An 18,448-nucleotide genomic window follows, 5' to 3' on the forward strand; every position below is an offset into this window, starting at 1 on the left:
ACAAGACCAATTGTATAAACCATTTTATTTTTTTTCAATACAATAAATTAAGCTGCTTTACATTTTTTTAAAGACGGGGGTAATTAACCGTGAATAGTGATAAAAGCAAAATGAATAATATCAGTTTGCTTGGCTCGGGTGCAAGACGAATTGTATATGATCTGGGTAACGGTTACGTTTTAAAAGTTGCTAAATCCAAATATGGGATCAAAAGCAACAAAAGAGAAGTAAATACTTATCGTTCATCTCCTTCTCCATTAAGAAAACGCCTTGCCGAAATTATCGATTATGGGAATCATTACCGTTGGTTGATCATGAAAAAGCATACCAGGAAATTCCCGAATTCTTCAAAACATAAACGGAATCTTTACAAACTAAGAATCATGTTTAAGTCCAATGGTATCAGAGCTTATGAGGTTCTCACCCGCCGCGGCAAACCCAATTATGAAAACTTGCGTGTAAACAGAAATGGAAAAATTGTTGTGATTGATTATGGAAATTTTAAATTTCACCGGTAAAATGCCAACCGTTGTTTTTTCCAGAAGCGTTCCCTACACTTTGATCTGTATCCTCATTTCCGCATTGGGATAATCGGCTTCTTTATAAAGCTTAATGACCTTTTCCGAATCATACCCGACCCGTTCGATCGATGTTCTCAGATGGCCTTCATAAAACGGTCCGGCGTCGCATAAAATCCGTAAATTACGCTTCCGTTCACCTCACATTCAATTTGGGTGGGCAGACCTGCCAACAAAAATGGAGTGTCAAACCGGTTGCCCGTTGCACTCCATTTTATAGAGCATTATCTTTTGGCGCTTTGAGCCGCACCCTCGCTCGGATTATTCTGGGCCGGCCGCTTTACATTATTTTCAACGACTTCTTCGGAAAATTCCGAGTCGTTTTTCTTTCTGTTTTTGTTTTTAGCCATGGTCTCACCTCCCCTACATCCGATATTGTGGATGCACCGGAAGGGTTTTATGATGGAAACTTAATACAGCAGCTCATTTTTTAATTGGTTCCAAAGGGACTGATTTATTTTCCCGCTGCCCTTTTTGACCACAAACACATTCAGCTTCTTTTTGCCCCACTCCTGATAGACCTGATCTTTGGTTTCAAAGTACAAATCGATCCGGTTACCTTTAATCGCGCTGCCCGTATCCGCTACAATTCCGTAGCCATAGCCGGGAATGTAGAGAACCGTACCAATGGGGAATACTTTCGGGTCTGCGGCAATGGTCGAAAAAGATTGTACGTCGCGGGCAACCATCATACCTGAATACGTAACGCCATACTCCGGATGTCCCGGACTCTTTCCGGTGGATTCCTTACCCGCGAAGTAACCTGTTGCGGTCACTTCCACAGCTGTATATTTCGATAAATCCTGCCCCGGATGCGGGAAAAACTTGTAATTACGAGCTTGCTTACCCTGTCCCGATTGGGATGAAACGGGCTTGGTTTCTCCTTTAGGGCTTTCCAAGGTTACAGCCGTTTGGCTAAAACCGGAAACCGGAATCGGAATGTTACTGGCCTGAACGGGTGTAAAGCTTGTGCTGCGTAATGCTGCAGCTTGCCTTTGTTCTTGTCCAAACCATACCAATACGGACAGCATCAGCGTGATGAAACAAATCCATTTGGCATGGCTTGCGGTTTTCGTTAACATATGTGTTGTTAAACCTCCCCTTAATATAGGAGGCTATCCATATCTGAACCAATCTATACATAGGACAAATAGATCGCTATACAAAAAACCCGAAAGGCCCTCCATACGCCGGATCTATGTATTATTCCTGAACAATACTTTCTTTTACCTGACCATCCTCGAAAACCCGGTACTCATAGATTTTGCCGTCCTTCAGGTAAAGGAAAGAATAATGATTCACGGTTTTTTCTTCAGACCAGTCCACAAACAACTGAATGGTAACCGACCCGTTTATCAAACCATCCATATCGATGGAATCCATTTCCCCCTGATAATTGTACCCCTGCTTTGTTCCTATATCATAACGCCACATCTTATTGCCTTCCATAGCATTGGTTACTTCGGTGTAGGTTGAGCCCAGCAGCTTTTTCACTTCATCTTGGGACATGTTCATTTTCAGATTCTGCTTAATGTAATCCACATCGATCTTGCGGTCCGTGCTGGCAGCTTTCTTCGGGCTCGGTTGGGAAGCTGCACCCGCGCCAGACGGTTTGGTTTCTGTACCCTTAGCCGGCGGCGTGCCCACAGATGGGCTTGCTTTACCGGTATCGGCGTTTTTGTGCTCGGTACCCGCTTCAGGCTGTTGACTCACCGGAGGAGCCACCGTGCCAGCGTCAGCGTTTTTTTGTTCAGTGCCGGCAGAAGGCTGCGTACTAGAGGGGACAGCGGACTCGCCTTCCCTGGAGCTTTTCTCCCCGCAGCCGCTTGCGAGTACAATAGCAACCGCGATCATCAATAGAACCATCGATTTTTTCATTCATTTCCTCCTCGTATTTCTGCAAAACATGATGTACTCTTCACAATTATTAACGCGGAAACCATCCGAAAGTTGCATTTTAGATTCGCTAGTTCTTATACAAGCCCGCACTTATGCGCCGGATTGGATACGGTCGGGCGGATGCAGACGAGCGGGACCGTTTTGATTTCGGTGGTTTTCATTTAAAATGAATTCAATGAACTATTTTTATCTGAACTAAAAAAACGTTGTCCTCATGCAATCATTCAAGAACATTAACATAGCCTTTGAAATACGCCACTCTCCGGAATTACGGAACCAAAGTCCTGTTAGGAACTCGCCTCTCACATTTCTTTAGCGTCATAATAAAAAACCTCCTGACCGATGCTCACGTATGAACATCTGTCAGGAGGACGCTATCTTCAACCCTGAAACGCCGACTTTGGGGTCGTTAACGTTCGCTATCCGGGGTTGTTAATCAATTAAGTATCTATATTAAACCTCGACTTTATCGTCGCATTTCTCGGGAGTCCCCTCTTCATCCTTCATTTTGAAGGAAGAACCGCACCCGCAGGTAGCAACAGCATTCGGGTTGTGAATAGTGAAACCGCCGCCCATGCCTGCGTCCTGGTAATCAATCTCGACGCCGTAGAGGTATTTGGCGCTGTCCGGGTCTACGACTACCTTGAGACCGTTAATATCCAAAACCTTATCGTCCTGCTGCTGGGTATCGTCAAATCCCATACCATAGGAGAAGCCGCTGCAGCCGCCAGACTTTACGCCGATACGAAGGAACAAATTCGCAGCTTCCTCCGCCGCCAGCATTTCCTTAATTTTATCGCAAGCACTTTCGCTAATGGTAATCATAATCCGTTGCCTCCCTTACATTTAAAATGTGATCCTGCTTAAAGTATACTCCTTCCGGGCTCTTACCTCAAGGGCGCGTGATTTGCGTTTTATCTACAAAGATGGAGCTTTAGCCGCGGGGCCGAGTTTTATATGATGATAACGCAGCAATAATTCATCCAACTGCTGACTGCACCTCTGCACTTCCGGATGCAGCAAACCGAATTGAACGCCTAAGCTGACCATTCGTCCGCGAACCTCTTCTATTTCACTGGTGATAGCTGATTGTTTATCGGGACAACTCGAAACTAACACGATCGTTACACCGCCCTAAACTAGTTCTACAATGAAAAAGTATATTATATTTGGAAAGAAAAGAAAATAGGCAATGTATACATTATGCATAATTATATTAATTATTTTTATTAACGATCTTTCATAATCGATTTTGATAAACATCCACCGAATGCGTTTTTCACCGAATCATATATTGCCCAGCTTGTTCAGTAGGTTTATAATGAGAAGGATTGATGGTTGATTCCAGTCATCAAGAAGACTTCATAATATAAGGTTTTGCCGTACAGTCTTCTTCACTTGTGACAATATTCACGGACTCACGGACGTTAAAAAATCGCGTCCCAGGCTCTCCGGCCGGGGGCGCCTAAACAGTTTACGGAGGTGCAACAATGAGCATCACGACAAATTACGGGCAGCGTATGGCTGAAATCGCCGAAAAAGTGGAACACGGAGAGCGCCTATCCTTGGAGGAAGGCGTATACTTATACGAATCCGATGATTTGCTCGCCATAGGTCAAATGGCCAATAAGGTCAACCTGCGCAAGAACGGGAAAAAGGTTTATTTCGTCGATAATATGAGTCTTTACTTTACTAACGTATGCGAAGAACATTGCGCTTTCTGTCATTTCCGCCGCGATGAAGGACAGGAAGGAGCCTATACGTTAACGCCGGAGCAGATGTTTGAATATATCGATCAGCACATTCATCCGGGTCTCCGCGAGTTTCACATCACCGGAGGGCATAACCCGAACGTGCCGTTCCAATACTATGTGGACAGCATCCGCGCGTTGAAAGAGCGTTATCCGAATGTAACCATTAAAGCTCATACCGCTGCAGAAATCGAGTTTTTTTCACGGCTTAGCGGGTTAAGCTATAAAGAAGTGCTGCAGACGCTCATCGATGCGGGATTAGATACAATGCCCGGAGGAGGCGCGGAAATTTTATCCGAGCGGTACCGCAAAAAAATGCACCTGGTCGACAAAGCCTCGACGGAACAGTGGCTCGAAGTTCACCGTACGGCGCATCAGCTCGGAATGAAGACGCATGCCACGATGCTGTTCGGATCGATTGAGACGTACGAGGAGCGTATCCGTCACTTGATATACCTGCGTGAGCTGCAGGATGAAACCGGAGGTTTTATGGTATTCATTCCGAATGCTGTGCAGCCGGCCAGTGTCAGTGCAGGTTTGAAAAAACGGGTGTCCGCATACGACAATCTGAAGACGATTGCGATCAGCCGTTTGATGCTGGATAATATCCAGCATGTCAAAGCCTACTTTATCAATCTCGGTACACAGCTTACTCAACTCGCCTTCACTTTCGGGGCATCCGACGCTCACGGAACGATTATCCAGGAGCGGATCAGCCATTCGGCCGGTGCGCTTTCGCCTGAAGGCATGACCCGCGATGAGCTGGTATGGCTGATTAAAGGCGCGGGACGCATTCCTGTAGAGCGGGATACTTTTTATAATGAGATCAAGGTTTATAACTAGGTCATAGAAAGGGTTTGCCATTGTATGAAAAAACTTGTGATTTTGGGCGGAGGCTATGGTGGATTAACCGTAGCCAAAGAACTGCTCAGTAAGGAATTGCCGTCGGACACCGTCATGATTCTGGTGGACCGGATGCCTTATCAAGGGCTCAAAACGGAGTATTACGCACTGGCAGCAGGGACGGTATCGGATTGGGACATTCGGGTGCAGTTCCCGGTCGACCCCCGGCTTATTTTAAAATACGGAGAAGTGGTCTCTGTCCTGCCGGAGCAAAAGGAAGTCCGTTTTGCAAACGATGAGACGTTGTCCTACGATTGGCTGGTCATAGCCCTCGGCTGTGTTGATCGTTATCATGGCATTCCGGGTGCCGAAGAATTCTCACATAGTATCCAGACGCTGTCCTCCACCCGGAAAACGTATCAGAACGTTAACGACATAGCGCCTTATGGCCAGGTGACCATCGTCGGCGGCGGCCTCAGCGGTGTTGAAGTCGCTGCGGAGCTTCGTGAAAGCCGGCCCGATATGAACATCCGAATTCTGGATCGAGGTGCCAGCATTCTGTCTCCGTTTCCGGGCAAGCTGCAGAGGTATGTCCGCGACTGGATGCTCGAGCATGACATTGAGCTGCGTTCGCACATCTCTCTCGCCCGTTTGGAAGGCGGCATGCTGTACAACCAGCAGGAAATCATTTACACCGACATGACAATATGGACTGCCGGCATTCAACCGAGCCCGATCGTGCAGAACTTGAATCTGCCCAAAGATGCACAAGGTCGTCTCATCATCAACGAATACCACCAGCTTCCGGATTATAACGATATCTTCGTCGTTGGCGACTGCGCCGCCCTTCCGTTCTCCCCCAGCGGTCAGGCTGCGGAGGCCCAAGGAGAGCAAGTGGCTCATGTCCTTCAAGCGATATGGAAAAACGAAACTCCCCGGCTCGGCAAAATCAAGCTCAAAGGAGTTCTCGGATCGCTGGGAAAAAAAGCGGGGTTTGGCCTGATGGGCAAGCGGACCGTCATGCTTGGAAAGGTGCCCCGCGCTATAAAGTCCGGGGTGCTTTGGATGTCCAAGAGACATTTCGGATAACCGGATTACTCACCCAGGAGATCGAACATGGCTTCGATCTCTTTTATTTTATCCTTGATAGCCGCCTCCAGTTCATCGGCCGTTGAAGCGGCGACAATCTCGCCGTTAACCAACGCAAACGGCAAAACGTAGCATTCCCCGCAATTGCCCAGGCAGCCATATTCAATCACATCGTAATCGGCGTTCTGTTCCAGTTTTTTGAACAGCTTGTCTGTGCCGTGATGCATATTATTTGTACAAAATTCAATAATAGGTCTCATAGGAAGGTAACACCGCCTTGCAGCCATTTTCATTTTTCGTTGATTGTAATATAATAAGGTAAGAAGGGAGATGATGCAAATGAGCGAAAGTACTCAACAAAGTACGGTGTACGATGAAGTGCTTGAGGTTCTAGATAAACTGCGTCCGTTTCTTCAGCGCGACGGAGGCGACGTGGAACTTGTTGATGTGGAGGACGGCGTCGTTAAACTGAAGCTCATGGGTGCTTGCGGCAGCTGCCCAAGCTCGACCATTACTCTGAAGGCCGGTATCGAACGCGCCCTCCTGGAGGAAGTGGAAGGCATAGAGGAAGTCGTACAAGTATTCTAACGGCTTGATTCCCATTCAGGCACAATAATGCAAGCATAAAGCCCTGAATCCCGCAGTATGCGGGTTTCAGGGCTTTTTTGCCGTGCCGTTGCCGGTAATCGCGCGAATCGGATCCAAGCCTCCGGAAATGTCCATGATGTTGCCCGTAATGAAATCAGAACGCTCCTCGCACAAAAAACGGATCACGCGGGCGATATCTTCTCCGGTTCCCGGCCTGCCGCGCGGAGATTCGTCATCATGGATGTGCTCAACCTCGCGGATCGTGCGTTCCTTGTTGTCTCCAACGATATCGCCGGGACAAATCATATTAACCGTAATGCCGCTTGCCGCCTCTTCGACAGCCAATGTCTTGGTAAATGAGACCAGACCCACCTTCGCCGCGGCGTATACGGCCCGATGGGGCCAACCGCGCGCTTCCGCCGCATGACCGAAACCAAAATGGATAATGCGGCCCCACTGTTTGCTTCGCATCATAGGGATGACCAAATGGTCCAGATGCATGACTCCGAGCAAGTTGCCCTGCATCAAATCGAGTATTTCCTGAGTCTTGTAATCGCGAAACAGCCTTCGTTCGCGAATGAACGGCCCCGCATTATTAATGAGAATGTCAATCGACCCGAAGCGGCGTACGGCCTCGTCCACGAGGCGCTCCCGATCCTCCCCCCGGGCTACGTTGGCTTGAATAGCTTCGCATTTTACGCCCTTTTGGCGGATTCGCCCACAGAGTTCTTCGGCTTCTTGCTTACTGTTCACATAATTTACAATGATATCCAACCCTTGATCGGCCAGCAGGAGTGCGGTCATTTTGCCGAGCCCTTTGGCGCTTCCGGTGATGAGTGCGGTTTTCCGCTGCTGCTCCATGCTCTCGGTTCCTCCCGGCTTCATCTAACTTACCTTGCTATATCAAAGTATAGTGGATGCCGGAATTCGATTCAACTCTTAAGAACGGCGGTGCAGATAACGAAATACCTCCGCTGCCGCACGAAATGTCATTTGGCACCCTTGCTCCAAATCTTGAAGATTTTGCTGTATGTCTTCGGTCCCTATCCTTATCTGTTCGCCATATTTCGCTTCGGCCGCTTTCATCAGGTCATCCAGTAAATCCGCATTTATGGTGTGTATTTCCATGTTCCGCTGGTTGCGCAACCGGTTAAGCGGTTCATTATATTTGATTTTGAGCTCATAAAGCTGCTGTTCCAAATCTGAAAACCGCTTGTCCTTGTGCATATGGCGAAGCACGGTAAAGTAAGAAAAGCGTGATTTGACCCTTTCCGTGTGCAAAGAGAACCTTTCGTTCATGAAATGCCCCAACTTGTCCAAAACCGCAAATACACGGATCAAAGCATTGTTATAATAATATAAGTGCCGATGGTAATCATCAAGCTCCTCGGCGGACATCTGATCGGTGTATTTTTTGCTTACCTTGCGGCCAAACCGAACGGCTGCGAATTGACTTTGCTCCAAATCGTCCAACGTACGCAGGAAGCTTTGGCACCAGATGATGTACCGCCGCTCCTGTGACGACTGCCGGGAGGCAGATGTCAATGTGTACATGTATTTACGAATCGCTTGAATGGCTTCCAGCAGCAGGCCTGCGTCTTTGCGCGGCTGCTCGCCGAACATCGCTCTTAGCATAACAAATCTCCGTATATATGTGAATTTGGTCTGGTCAAGTATAACCGGATACGTGCCGATCTATGATTTTCAGGAAAAATATTCTTTCCACCGCCGGTCCACCAGTTCCACGATATCTTCGCGCGGGAACAACTCATCAGGATACCCGGGCTTCATGCGGGCGTCGATGACAAGCGGCAGTCGATAGCCGATGTGATGGCGGTTAACCTGCGTATGAGCATAAATATCTCCCGCCGGGTTAAAGCGCGTAAATACGGTCCAAAGGAATGCGGTTTGATCTTTAACGAAGGAGGTGTCGTCCGCGAGGATGACAAGCGGCCAATCGCCAAGACGGTCTCCCGCTTGTTCCACAAGGTGCTGAGGCAGAAGCGGATCCTCCTCATAAGCCGCTCCCGAAACCACCAGACATCCCCGGCAGTAGACGGCCAGGGAACGGATCCCCGGCAGCTCTCCGCCATCGTATACGGCCGGCAGCTGACGCTGAGGCTCGCCAACGCCAAGCAGCACGGCTTTGCTCCCATGATTCAAGCGGTCACCCGTATAGTCCAGCGTATCATGCGACGTATGGTCGAAGATGAACAGATCGCGAAGCGGATCAAATCTCTCCAGTACCGTCTCCAGCAGCTTGGGAAAGCGCTCCAGCTCTACATGTTGATCCGTAACGATCAAAAACTTCGTCAGCGTCAGCTGGCCTTCGCCCAGGATACGAAACGCGGTGCCCAGCGCCTCGCGGCTGTAGCTGTCGCGGACGATGGCCGCAGCGAGCGGATGAAACCCGGTTTCGGCATAAGTCCACAAATCCTTGACTCCCGGCATGGCCATTGGAAAGGCCGGCGACAGCAAACGCTGTAAAAATTCACCGAGATAGTAATCCTCCTGACGCGGCTTTCCGACAATCGTAGCGGGGTAGATGGCATCTTTACGGTGCCACATATGACTGACCTCAAAAACCGGAAAATCATGCGTGAGCGAGTAGTACCCGTAATGATCGCCGAACGGTCCCTCGGGACGACGCAGATACGGCGCCACGGAACCGCTGATGGCGAATTCGGCTTCCGCGACCAATCGATGGCCGCCATGCGGATTTTGCACCATCGGAAGCTTTTGTCCTACGATGAGTGATGTCAGCAGAAGCTCCGGAAGATGCTCGGGCACCGGAGCAATGGCCGATGCTATCAAGGCCGGCGGCCCCCCCAAAAATACGGTGACCGGAAGCGCCTCGCCGCGCTTTTCCGCCTCATGGTAGTGAAAGCCTCCGCCTTTATGAATTTGCCAGTGCATCCCCGTCGTCTTGGCGTCATACACCTGCATACGGTACATCCCCAGATTATGATGCCCATTTTCCGGATGCTCCGTGTAAACGAGCGGCAGCGTCACGAACGGGCCGCCATCCTCCTGCCAGCTGGTCAGAACGGGCAGGCCGTCCAAAGGCGAATCGGTTTTGCATTGCTGCAGGATCGGCGCCGAATCCGGAGATACATTTTTGATTCCGATTTTGAGCAGATCCACAATCAACTGGCGCTGCTGCCACAGCGCCTTCGGTGTAGGCGGTACAAGCGTGTCCACCGCGCCGACAATCTGCTTCATCAGCTGCTCCGGCCGCGGGCCGAAAGCCAGATCGACACGCCGGCTCGTACCGAATAAATTCGTTACGACAGGAAAAGACGCTCCCTTCACATTCGTAAAGAGCAGGGCAGGGCCACCCTCGTCGATGACCCTTCTGTGTATTTCAGCCAGCTCCAAATAGGGATCCACGGGTGCAGAAATCACTTGCAGCTCATTTTCCTTACGAAGCGCTTCCAGAAAGGAACGCAAATTATCAAACCTCATATTCAGTATTTCTCCCTTCTATATAGCGGTAACAGCTCAAAATGAACAGAAGGCTTACGGCAGCCTTGGAGCCGCGTAAGCCTGCACTTCCCTGTCATCGGCCGTCTGCATAGAGATGATGGCCAAATAACACAGGATACCGAATAAACATGAGATCAAAAGCGCATGCAGCAAGCTGGCCACCAAAAACATGTCGTACCCAATGGTAAGCGTGACGAAGCCGCCGCTTAAAATTTGGAAAAATACCAGAACAAGAGACCATAGTGCCGCTTGATAAACACTGCTTCCCGGTTTTGCCTGATTCCGGATCATCAGGAACACGGCGAGAATGGCCAGACCCAGGAGCGCAGCAGCCAACCTGTGAGTAAATACAACTCCGGTTCCCCCTGTCATCTCGGGGATCACCTGGCCGTTACACAGCGGCCAACCGATACAGCCGCCGATCGATTCGGTATGGCGCACGAAAGCGCCCAGATAAACGACGACATAACTATACAGCAGGACTCCCCATATCGAAAGCCTCGCTCCACGCGACAACCGCGTTCCGTCCCCGCGGATCAACGCTTCGCCGAACTTCGTAAATACCAAATACAGCAGTAAAGTGAAGGCAAAGGACAAAAGCGAAAATCCGAAGTGCAGAGCCATGACCAGAGCGGATTGTGGCCATAAGACCGCAAACGCGCCCAGAATCGCCTGAAGCACCGTAAAAAACATCGCTCCGCCAACAAACCATTTTGCATCTTTGCGCTGGCTGTATAAAAACACCAGAATCGTCGTTGCAAGCAGAATGATTCCAACCACACCTACAACGAAGCGATGGCTGTATTCAATAAGCGACTCGATCGTATAAGCCGGTACGAAGCGTCCGTTACAAAGCGGCCAATCGTCCCCGCAGCCCCGTCCGGATTCTGTCTTGGTCACAAGCGCCCCCATCAACAGAATCAGAAACATGCCGAGCATGCTTGCAAGGGAAAGCCGCTTAAGCCATCGTTGTATATTCATTCGCTCTTCACACCCGCTTCTTCGTAAAATCCGACAATAATAGACAAGCCCTAATGTTCCAAATTACATTATAGCGATAAATGGGGATCAAATCCATGTGGAAATGTTACAAAGCAATGAAAGAAGCAAGCCAACGTCTGATGAAATGAACCGGAGAATAAAAAAACTTCCGGAGATGAATTCTCCGGAAGGATGAAACTTATGATTTCTGCAGTTCGTTCGCAACGTCAACGGCGCGATCCAGAAACTGCTCAATTTCTTCCCGGGTCTTGCGAAGCTTGCTGACAAAACGGATAAGCTCTTTGCCGTCCCGGAATGCGATGAAGCTGGGGATACCTAAAATATTCAGCTCGGAGCAGAGTTCCGGCATCTCATCGCGGTCAATATGAATAAAAGTCAGCCGGTCTTGATAAGCCGCCTCCACTTCAGGCATAAAAGGTTCGATAAAATGGCAGTCCTTGCACCACGTCGCTTTAAATACGGCAATCGTTGGCTTAGAGCCGCCGATAATCTCATTGAATCTTTGTTCAGTTGTAACGTGTTCCATGGAAAACACCGCCTTTGAATGGAAGTGATGAATCTGTTTGTTAACATTATATCACTTATAGCACTCGAAGCGGCTCCTGTCAACTTTCAACAAGACTCGTCATTTTCCATAAAAATGTATTTTACATTTATTCCTAAATGTGATATCATAAAAATATCAAATAAGTATTAAATGAATTTCATCTAAGGAGAGCTGTCTTATGAAAGAAAAAAATGCATGGGTGATTAATGGATTCCTGGGACTGCTGCTGATGCTGGCTGTCGATGCGCTCGGTCTGGTACTCTTGATGAATGAGTACATTCTGCTGGGTATTGTACTGCTCGTTGCATCCGCACCGCTGCTTTCTGCGATTACTGTCGTGCAGCCCAATCAGGCCATGGTGGTCACCTTCTTCGGAAGCTATGCCGGAACCATTCGTAAAAGCGGATTGTGGATGACCGTTCCCTTCTCGGTCCGCAAAAAGGTATCTCTGCGAGTTCGCAACTTCAACAGCGCCAAGCTGAAAGTCAACGATATTGAAGGAAATCCGATCGAAATCGCGGCCGTAGTCGTATTTCGTGTGATCGACTCAGCCAAAGCTACGTTCGACGTAGACAACTACGAGCAATTCGTGGAAATTCAAAGTGAAACGGCCCTGCGCCATGTAGCCAATAAATATCCTTATGATACCTTCGATTCAAACGGCTATTCACTGCGCGGCAACTCTGAAGAAGTGGCCGCAGAGCTCAGCCGCGAGCTGCAGGAACGGCTGTCCGTCGCCGGAGTGGAAGTCATGGAAGCCCGCTTGACTCACCTGGCTTACTCAACGGAGATCGCAAGCGCTATGCTCCAGCGGCAGCAGGCCACCGCTATCATTGCCGCCCGCAGCAAGATCGTGGAAGGCGCCGTAGGCATGGTACAGTTGGCCATCGCCCAGCTGCAGCAGGAAGGCGTTATCGAGCTTGACGAAGAACGCAAAGCGGCCATGATCAACAATCTTCTCGTCGCCATTGTATCCGACCGTTCCGCCAATCCGGTCATTAATACAGGGAGCTTGTACTAAGGGATCACCATGGCCGCGAAAAAAAACTTTCCCCTGCGGCTCGATCCCAAGCTGTATGAAGTGCTGGAACGATGGGCTGCCGATGATTTCCGCAGCGTGAACAGCCATATCGAGTATTTGCTGCGTGAAGCGGCTGTCCGCGCAGGGCGGCTGCCCTCTTCCCGTTCTGCCGTTCGCAAGCCGCAGGAACCCGATCGCATGACGGAGGAGAACTAGTACGATAAAAGAAAAAGAATTCATGCCCAAGAAAGCCCCTATCTGTCCCAGGCGGAGTCAGATAGGGGCTCTGTTTTTACAGTTCAAAATTAGCGGACTTGGCGAATAGTAATTTGAATCATGCGCATAGTAACAACAAGGGCTGCCAAATCTTGCATCTACTGCGGCAATACGCTTGCTCCGGCAAAAAAAACCGCATCAATGCGCCTGTAAGGCGCATCGACACGGCTTAATCCATTCGTGTTTAGTCACGGGTAATCGAGACCATCTGGCTGTCTTGATCCCAGTTGACTTCAGCTCCCATACTTTCAGAGACAAAGCGTACAGGAATATAGGTGACATTGTCGACCAGCACGGCCGCTTTCTCCAACTGTTTGGCTTGCCCGTTTACCGTTGCTTCCTTGCTATCGATGGTAAGCAGGATTACTGTTCCGTTGAGATGATCCGTCACCTTCACTTGACGGGCCGCGGCGTCCCATTCCACGTCGGCATCCAGTCTTTCCGCAACGAAACGCGCCGGCACCATAACCGTTCCTTGATCGTTAAAAGGCTTGATGCTGAGGAACGGGTCGACTTCTTCATTGATGAACAATTGGATGTCTTTTTTCGTTACCTGCAAATCGTTCTTCAAGAGCTTATACAGCTGAGAATTCGGATCCAGGGAGGCAACGATTTTGCTCGGTGTGACCCGTGTTTCGTTGCCGTTCAATTCAATCACACCGCCGGTCGTATGGATTTGATTGATGGCCACCGGTTGGTTGATGTTCCACGTTTCAGCCGTTGAAGTGATTTTAATGCTCTTCAGTCCGCCTTCCAATCCTTGCGGCAGCGTCAGCAGCAATTCGGAAGCCGATTTGCGGGTCATCAGATCTTCATCGACATACATATCCATTTTGAACACTTGATTTCCGTTCAGCCACTCCTTGGCCTTGGCTCCCGCCTCGGAGGCAAACAGCGCTTCAACGGATTGATCGTAATCTGCCAGCAGCTGCTCCAGATTCGTTTTGATGAAGGTATGAATGAATTCGACAGCAAGCGTTTTGTTATTTAAATAAGGTGTGATCGCAGCGGCCGTCGGATCATTTGGTTCCGTGCCGATTTCCTGCATCATTTGTTTCACAAAAGGGACATACAGATCATACAGCGTACCGATGAATTCTTTTAAACCCTGCTCATCCGCCAGTACGTTCGTCAAAAATCCTTTGACCAGTCCGACCAGCTCTTTGCCGTAAATCTCGGCATGCACCTTTTGCAGGTTCAGGCTTTCACCGTTCACGGTTTCATTGACTTCCTCAACGGTAATCGTGTTCGGATTCGGAAGGTTGCGGGAGAAGAACGTTCCGAATGAAGGCATCGCATCGACAGCCTTCTCCGTCAGCTGCTGAAGCTGTTTTTGCAGCTCGTCGGAAAGAGGGATCGGATCGCCCGCCGGGTTCCAGGTTGAAGCATCATTACGGATCAGCAGCGGCTTCTTGGCGCCTTCGATTTGAATGATGTAATACGTGTTAGTCATCACCATTTCGAAGGGAATGCTCCCGCCGGAATAACCAAACGTTCCTTTCATGGATGCATTGAGAGGATCCTTCGCCTTATATTCGGTGATATCCAGTGTAATTTTGCTGAACAAGTCAAATATTCGCTTGTCCTCAGGGGACAGCACGGCCGATGGATCAGCCGTCAGCTCAACGGTCAGGGATTGTTTGCCCTCTGCCGATTTGACGGCAAAGGTGTTCGCGAGCGCCTTGCTGATATCGACGTTCGCCACCGGTTGACAGCCTGCGAGGATAGCAAGCACACCGATCATCATGAGAATGAGTGCGGAATTCCAGCGTTTCTTTTTCATTTGTGCCTCCTGAATTAAGGATGATTTATATTACAGCCTACAGAGTTATACGAAAATAGGAGATGAATGTTGCACTTTTTTTCAAAAAAAGGTTAGTCATTCTGACAACGGGAGGAAAAACGGAATGAACGGAGGACCCTATCGCTGGAGCGGTTTGGACCTGCTTCATAAAATCGCCGATGTCCCCCAGGAGGCCTGGCAATGGCTAAAAGCCAAAGCCCGCCTGCCCGCGCATGAAAAAAAGCTGCTCATCGCAGCTCACCGGATGGAAGTCGAAACCGCCTCCGTCGAGGCGTTGAGTAAACGTCTGCACCGGAGGCTGGACGTGGGCCCGGCTGGGGGCGCCATCACTCTTGCTCCGCAGGACAGGGAGCTTCTAGAGCGAATTGAACGGGAGCGCGACGTACACAACCGGAACAATGTGACCCGCACCGCCGCTTATTTGAATATGTACCGGGAGCACCCTGAGCTTCATTGGGCTTTGCTCGCTCATATGGTTTCGCGAAACGGCGGCTGGTACATGACCGATCTGCAGGGCGAGCTCATGCCGCTGCTGCTCGACGGGAACCAGCGGCAGGCGGTATTCGCCTTTCTCGAGCGGGCCAATGCGCTCATTTTTAGAGATGCTTACGCCCAGCTGCTTCTCTACCGGGCAAGCTTGCAGTGCCAATCGCCCCTCTTCTATCTGCTCCCTCTTTTAGGGGTCTCTTCCTTCATGCGTCCGGTCTGGGAGCTCTTTTGGGAACGCAAAGATTCCGTTGCGTTAACCATTGGTTTAATCGTTAACGAACAGAATCACATTGAACAACGAGTTGTCCAAAATCCCGTATTCCGCCATTCGGTCATCGAAACGCTGTTTTTCCAGGCCCAGTCGCTGCTGCAGCTTAATCAGATCGTTTTCCCTTATCTCCATAACGGCCGGATTCGTATGGCCGGATTAATACTGGAGAATTACAGCAGCCTGCAGGAACGAATTGAAGTTGGAAAAAAGCTGTATGCCATTTTGTTCGGCATACCTGTCGTTTCTAAGGGGGCCAGGGAATTCGCCTTCTCCACGAGTCATTCCGGATCCAGAGCGGATTATTGGCCTCATCTGTTTACCTGGACCCGCAAGCAGCCGCCTGTGCCTCGCGGCCAGCTGAAGGAGCGGCTGAACGGCTGCAAGCTTCGGCCTGGAGCCGTTCAGCTGTATAGTCCGAAGCTCGCCGACAGTTGGAAGGATTGTCCTTTATCTCCGCCGGAGCCTGGCGACTGGTTCCAAAATATGGAGACCATGTGGCACTTCACATCAATTGAAGCGCCGATCTCCTTTGAGATGACCCAGGAATACTGCTCGGGACTGAACAAGATTGAGCTGGCTGTTCTGGCCGGCGGTCTGCTTGTATCCTCCTCCGAATGATTCCTTTATCCGCGATCACTCTGACGGTCCCGGCCCGAGCGCCCAAGAATCGGCCCGGCCAGCTTACGCAGCGGACCCGGCAAATGCTGCAGGTCTTGAACGGTCATCACCCGGGTCAGGAACAACAGAACGGGATATGCGGCGCCGGTTACTCCAACGATCAGTATCGACTGCACCATAGCGTCCCAACGTTCGCTGCCGAACGGGTGAATGTAGCTGCGGCTCACCGCATCCAGTCCGATACCCAACAGCACAATCACCACAGCAACTACAGCCAGACCCGCCCAGCGGCGTAAGCTGAAGACACGGAAACGAACCGTTCTGCGCAGCATCTGCAGGCTGATGAACGTCATGACGATGAAGCAAAGCGCCGTAGCGGCAATAATTCCGTATATGCCGAACAACGGAGCCAGCGTGAAGCTTGCGATCAGCTTCACGGCAATACCTGCGACGACACTGAACACCAGCACCTTCATTCGGCCCATACCCATCAGCACGGCGCCGGAGGTTTGCATAAGGATTTGGAACATCGCGCTTACCGTCAGTGCAATGATGATTGGTGCCGCATATTCTTCAACGACAGGCGACCCGGTTGGATTGCCGAAAATAAAATCGTTAAGCGGGCCTGCTGCGGCACAGATCACCAGCACCATCGGCAGACCCGACAGGATCGAAAGCTGAAGCACCTTTGCCGTCTGTCCCTCCACCTGCTTCATATCGTTTTGCGAGTAAGCCGAAGAGATAATCGGCACAATGGATTGACTGAGCGCAATGGCGAGAATGATCGGAATACCGGCCAACGACTGCGCCCGCCCTACGAGTATTCCTAAAATTTCCTTCGCGGGCAATTCTCCGATTTGATCCCTCAAAAGCAGCGTCACGATCGAAGCATCAATCGTGTAAATCAGCGTGACCGTCATGGAGAAAATGACAATCGGTACGGATAATCTAAACAGCTGCGCATAGATTTTTTTGAACGTCAACGGTTCGCCCCGGTCTGGACCGGGCGCTTCGGCCCTCTCCTCCAGCCGCTCTTTGCGGTCGCTCCGCTTAAGACGAATGGCGTAGTACAGCATCACGGCGGCAGCTGCGATGCTTCCCATCACGCCGCCGAACGAAGCGCCGGCGACGGCATACTCCAAGCTGTGGCTGAGAAGCAAATACGCCAACAGCACCGACGTGGCTACGCGAAAGATCTGCTCGATAATTTGCGACATCCCGTTAGGCATCATCATCCGCCGGCCCTGGAAATAACCGCGCATAATGGCGATGAGCGGAAACAGCAGCAGAGCCGGCGCGATCGCCTGAATCGGCAGAGCCGCTTCCGGGTTGGCGATGCTTTTAGCATAATAAGGCGCCCCTGCATACAGCAGTACCGTCATCACGATGCCTGCGGCGGCTGCGAACACCAGCGCAGCCTTATAGATCCGGTCGGCCTCCGCGTGCTGACCGAGTGCCGTACGCTCGGATATCATTTTGCTCAGCGCACTCGGAATCCCTGCCGTAGCCACGACCAAGAGGACCGAATACAGATTGAAGGCGATCCCGTATGCCGCCATCCCGATGTCCCCGAGCAGGTAGACCAGCGGGATGCGCTGCACCACGCCAAGAGCCCTGGCCACCAATGCAGCCAGGGTCAGGATCAGCGTTCCTTTGACTAACGAATCTTTAGACAAGACGTTCCCTTCTTCCCCGTTAATACCTTAGTACCCATACGATAAACAGAATGATCATCAGCAGCTGAATCGCTACCTTGACCACCAGGCCTGAGAAAAAGCCTACCACAGCCCCGATACCCGCACGGAAAGCCTGCCGCAGTTGGGTGCCTGCAACCAGCTCGCCGATCAGCGCCCCAAGGAATGGGCCGATTAAGAGGCCTGCTACAGGAATGACGAACGGACCGATCAAAAGTCCGATCGTACTGCCGACAACGGACGCACGGGAGCCCCCGAACTTCTTGACTCCCAGTGCGCTAACCGCATAGTCGGCCACCATCAGAACAGCCACGATCGTGGTCTGTATGAGCCAAAACCATAGTCCGAACGGCTCAAATCCAATCATCCAGCCATATACGAAGAAAGCCGCGTAGATGGCCAGTGCGCCCGGCAGCACCGGATATACCGCTCCGGCCATCCCGACTGCAAATAAGATAATGATGATGATCCATGCTGCAACCGTCATCGCGC

General features: G+C 50.5%; 21 protein-coding genes. 7 read left to right on the forward strand and 14 right to left on the reverse strand.

The window, feature by feature from the left end; genetic code table 11:
- The first annotated feature begins 89 nt into the window (after positions 1-89).
- Positions 90-518, forward strand: coding sequence for a hypothetical protein (locus tag BLT35_RS26790; protein WP_062406746.1), 429 nt, complete (start codon positions 90-92; stop codon positions 516-518).
- Positions 519-802: 284 nt separating this feature from the next.
- On the opposite strand, the gene BLT35_RS27785 is transcribed toward BLT35_RS26790, so the two are convergent.
- The 5 genes from BLT35_RS27785 to BLT35_RS06355 all read right to left on the reverse strand — a co-directional run bounded on the left by BLT35_RS27785 (position 803) and on the right by BLT35_RS06355 (position 3,596).
- Positions 803-928, reverse strand: a complete 126-nt coding sequence (locus BLT35_RS27785) for a hypothetical protein (protein WP_256380582.1) — start codon at positions 926-928, stop codon at positions 803-805.
- A 60-nt stretch (positions 929-988) separates the two neighbouring features.
- Positions 989-1,660, reverse strand: a complete 672-nt coding sequence (locus BLT35_RS06340) for a 3D domain-containing protein (protein WP_074727312.1) — start codon at positions 1,658-1,660, stop codon at positions 989-991.
- 121 nt (positions 1,661-1,781) lie between these two features.
- A complete protein-coding gene (locus tag BLT35_RS06345) occupies positions 1,782-2,456 on the reverse strand; it encodes a hypothetical protein (protein ID WP_074727313.1) in 675 nt (224 codons plus the stop codon).
- A gap of 474 nt (positions 2,457-2,930) precedes the next feature.
- Complete coding sequence (erpA, locus tag BLT35_RS06350; protein WP_054817078.1) at positions 2,931-3,302, reverse strand: iron-sulfur cluster insertion protein ErpA; 372 nt, start codon at positions 3,300-3,302, stop codon at positions 2,931-2,933.
- A 93-nt stretch (positions 3,303-3,395) separates the two neighbouring features.
- A complete protein-coding gene (locus BLT35_RS06355; protein ID WP_054817077.1) occupies positions 3,396-3,596 on the reverse strand; it encodes an aspartyl-phosphate phosphatase Spo0E family protein in 201 nt (66 codons plus the stop codon).
- Between the two features lie 371 nt (positions 3,597-3,967).
- Here BLT35_RS06355 and mqnE point away from each other — a divergent pair, with 371 nt between their 5' ends.
- Positions 3,968-5,071, forward strand: coding sequence for an aminofutalosine synthase MqnE (mqnE, locus tag BLT35_RS06360; protein ID WP_062406739.1), 1,104 nt, complete (start codon positions 3,968-3,970; stop codon positions 5,069-5,071).
- A 24-nt stretch (positions 5,072-5,095) separates the two neighbouring features.
- Positions 5,096-6,160 (forward strand): NAD(P)/FAD-dependent oxidoreductase, encoded by a 1,065-nt coding sequence (locus tag BLT35_RS06365; RefSeq protein WP_062406737.1) that lies wholly within the window; start codon positions 5,096-5,098, stop codon positions 6,158-6,160.
- 5 nt (positions 6,161-6,165) lie between these two features.
- Here BLT35_RS06365 and BLT35_RS06370 read toward each other — a convergent pair whose 3' ends face one another.
- Entirely contained in the window at positions 6,166-6,420 is a 255-nt protein-coding gene (locus tag BLT35_RS06370) for a YuzB family protein (protein ID WP_062406735.1), read from the reverse strand.
- Between the two features lie 79 nt (positions 6,421-6,499).
- On the opposite strand from BLT35_RS06370, the gene BLT35_RS06375 reads away from it, so the two are divergent.
- Positions 6,500-6,748: a NifU family protein gene (locus tag BLT35_RS06375; protein WP_062406733.1), complete on the forward strand. Its 249-nt coding sequence runs from the start codon at positions 6,500-6,502 to the stop codon at positions 6,746-6,748.
- A gap of 66 nt (positions 6,749-6,814) precedes the next feature.
- Here the strand turns inward: BLT35_RS06375 and BLT35_RS06380 are convergent, their stop codons facing one another.
- The 5 genes from BLT35_RS06380 to BLT35_RS06400 all read right to left on the reverse strand — a co-directional run bounded on the left by BLT35_RS06380 (position 6,815) and on the right by BLT35_RS06400 (position 11,762).
- Positions 6,815-7,609, reverse strand: a complete 795-nt coding sequence (locus tag BLT35_RS06380) for an SDR family oxidoreductase (RefSeq protein ID WP_074727314.1) — start codon at positions 7,607-7,609, stop codon at positions 6,815-6,817.
- 78 nt (positions 7,610-7,687) lie between these two features.
- Positions 7,688-8,383 carry a Cthe_2314 family HEPN domain-containing protein gene (locus tag BLT35_RS06385; RefSeq protein ID WP_074727315.1) on the reverse strand — a complete coding sequence of 232 codons (696 nt, stop codon included), beginning with the start codon at positions 8,381-8,383 and terminating at the stop codon, positions 7,688-7,690.
- 69 nt (positions 8,384-8,452) lie between these two features.
- A complete protein-coding gene (locus BLT35_RS06390; protein ID WP_062406729.1) occupies positions 8,453-10,213 on the reverse strand; it encodes a menaquinone biosynthesis decarboxylase in 1,761 nt (586 codons plus the stop codon).
- A 54-nt stretch (positions 10,214-10,267) separates the two neighbouring features.
- Positions 10,268-11,215: a COX15/CtaA family protein gene (locus BLT35_RS06395; protein WP_054817075.1), complete on the reverse strand. Its 948-nt coding sequence runs from the start codon at positions 11,213-11,215 to the stop codon at positions 10,268-10,270.
- A 199-nt stretch (positions 11,216-11,414) separates the two neighbouring features.
- Positions 11,415-11,762 (reverse strand): thioredoxin family protein, encoded by a 348-nt coding sequence (locus BLT35_RS06400; protein ID WP_054817074.1) that lies wholly within the window; start codon positions 11,760-11,762, stop codon positions 11,415-11,417.
- A 199-nt stretch (positions 11,763-11,961) separates the two neighbouring features.
- On the opposite strand from BLT35_RS06400, the gene BLT35_RS06405 reads away from it, so the two are divergent.
- Positions 11,962-12,804: an SPFH domain-containing protein gene (locus BLT35_RS06405; RefSeq protein WP_062406725.1), complete on the forward strand. Its 843-nt coding sequence runs from the start codon at positions 11,962-11,964 to the stop codon at positions 12,802-12,804.
- A 9-nt stretch (positions 12,805-12,813) separates the two neighbouring features.
- The gene (locus BLT35_RS06410) at positions 12,814-13,020 is read left to right on the forward strand and encodes a type II toxin-antitoxin system antitoxin (RefSeq protein WP_054817073.1); all 207 of its coding nucleotides are present in this window, start codon (positions 12,814-12,816) and stop codon (positions 13,018-13,020) included.
- A 244-nt stretch (positions 13,021-13,264) separates the two neighbouring features.
- Here the strand turns inward: BLT35_RS06410 and BLT35_RS06415 are convergent, their stop codons facing one another.
- The gene (locus tag BLT35_RS06415; RefSeq protein WP_074727316.1) at positions 13,265-14,863 is read right to left on the reverse strand and encodes a copper amine oxidase N-terminal domain-containing protein; all 1,599 of its coding nucleotides are present in this window, start codon (positions 14,861-14,863) and stop codon (positions 13,265-13,267) included.
- A gap of 124 nt (positions 14,864-14,987) precedes the next feature.
- On the opposite strand from BLT35_RS06415, the gene BLT35_RS06420 reads away from it, so the two are divergent.
- Positions 14,988-16,262 carry a DUF2515 family protein gene (locus BLT35_RS06420; protein ID WP_074727317.1) on the forward strand — a complete coding sequence of 425 codons (1,275 nt, stop codon included), beginning with the start codon at positions 14,988-14,990 and terminating at the stop codon, positions 16,260-16,262.
- Positions 16,263-16,267: 5 nt separating this feature from the next.
- On the opposite strand, the gene BLT35_RS06425 is transcribed toward BLT35_RS06420, so the two are convergent.
- Both BLT35_RS06425 and BLT35_RS06430 read right to left on the reverse strand, forming a co-directional pair.
- The gene (locus tag BLT35_RS06425; RefSeq protein ID WP_074727318.1) at positions 16,268-17,938 is read right to left on the reverse strand and encodes a putative polysaccharide biosynthesis protein; all 1,671 of its coding nucleotides are present in this window, start codon (positions 17,936-17,938) and stop codon (positions 16,268-16,270) included.
- Between the two features lie 19 nt (positions 17,939-17,957).
- On the reverse strand, positions 17,958-18,443 hold the full coding sequence (locus BLT35_RS06430) for a DUF456 domain-containing protein (RefSeq protein ID WP_074727319.1): 486 nt from the start codon (positions 18,441-18,443) through the stop codon (positions 17,958-17,960).
- Between the last annotated feature and the right edge of the window lie 5 nt (positions 18,444-18,448).

It is taken from the genome of Paenibacillus naphthalenovorans, assembly GCF_900099895.1.
GTDB classification, from domain to species: Bacteria; Bacillota; Bacilli; order Paenibacillales; family NBRC-103111; genus Paenibacillus_G; species Paenibacillus_G naphthalenovorans.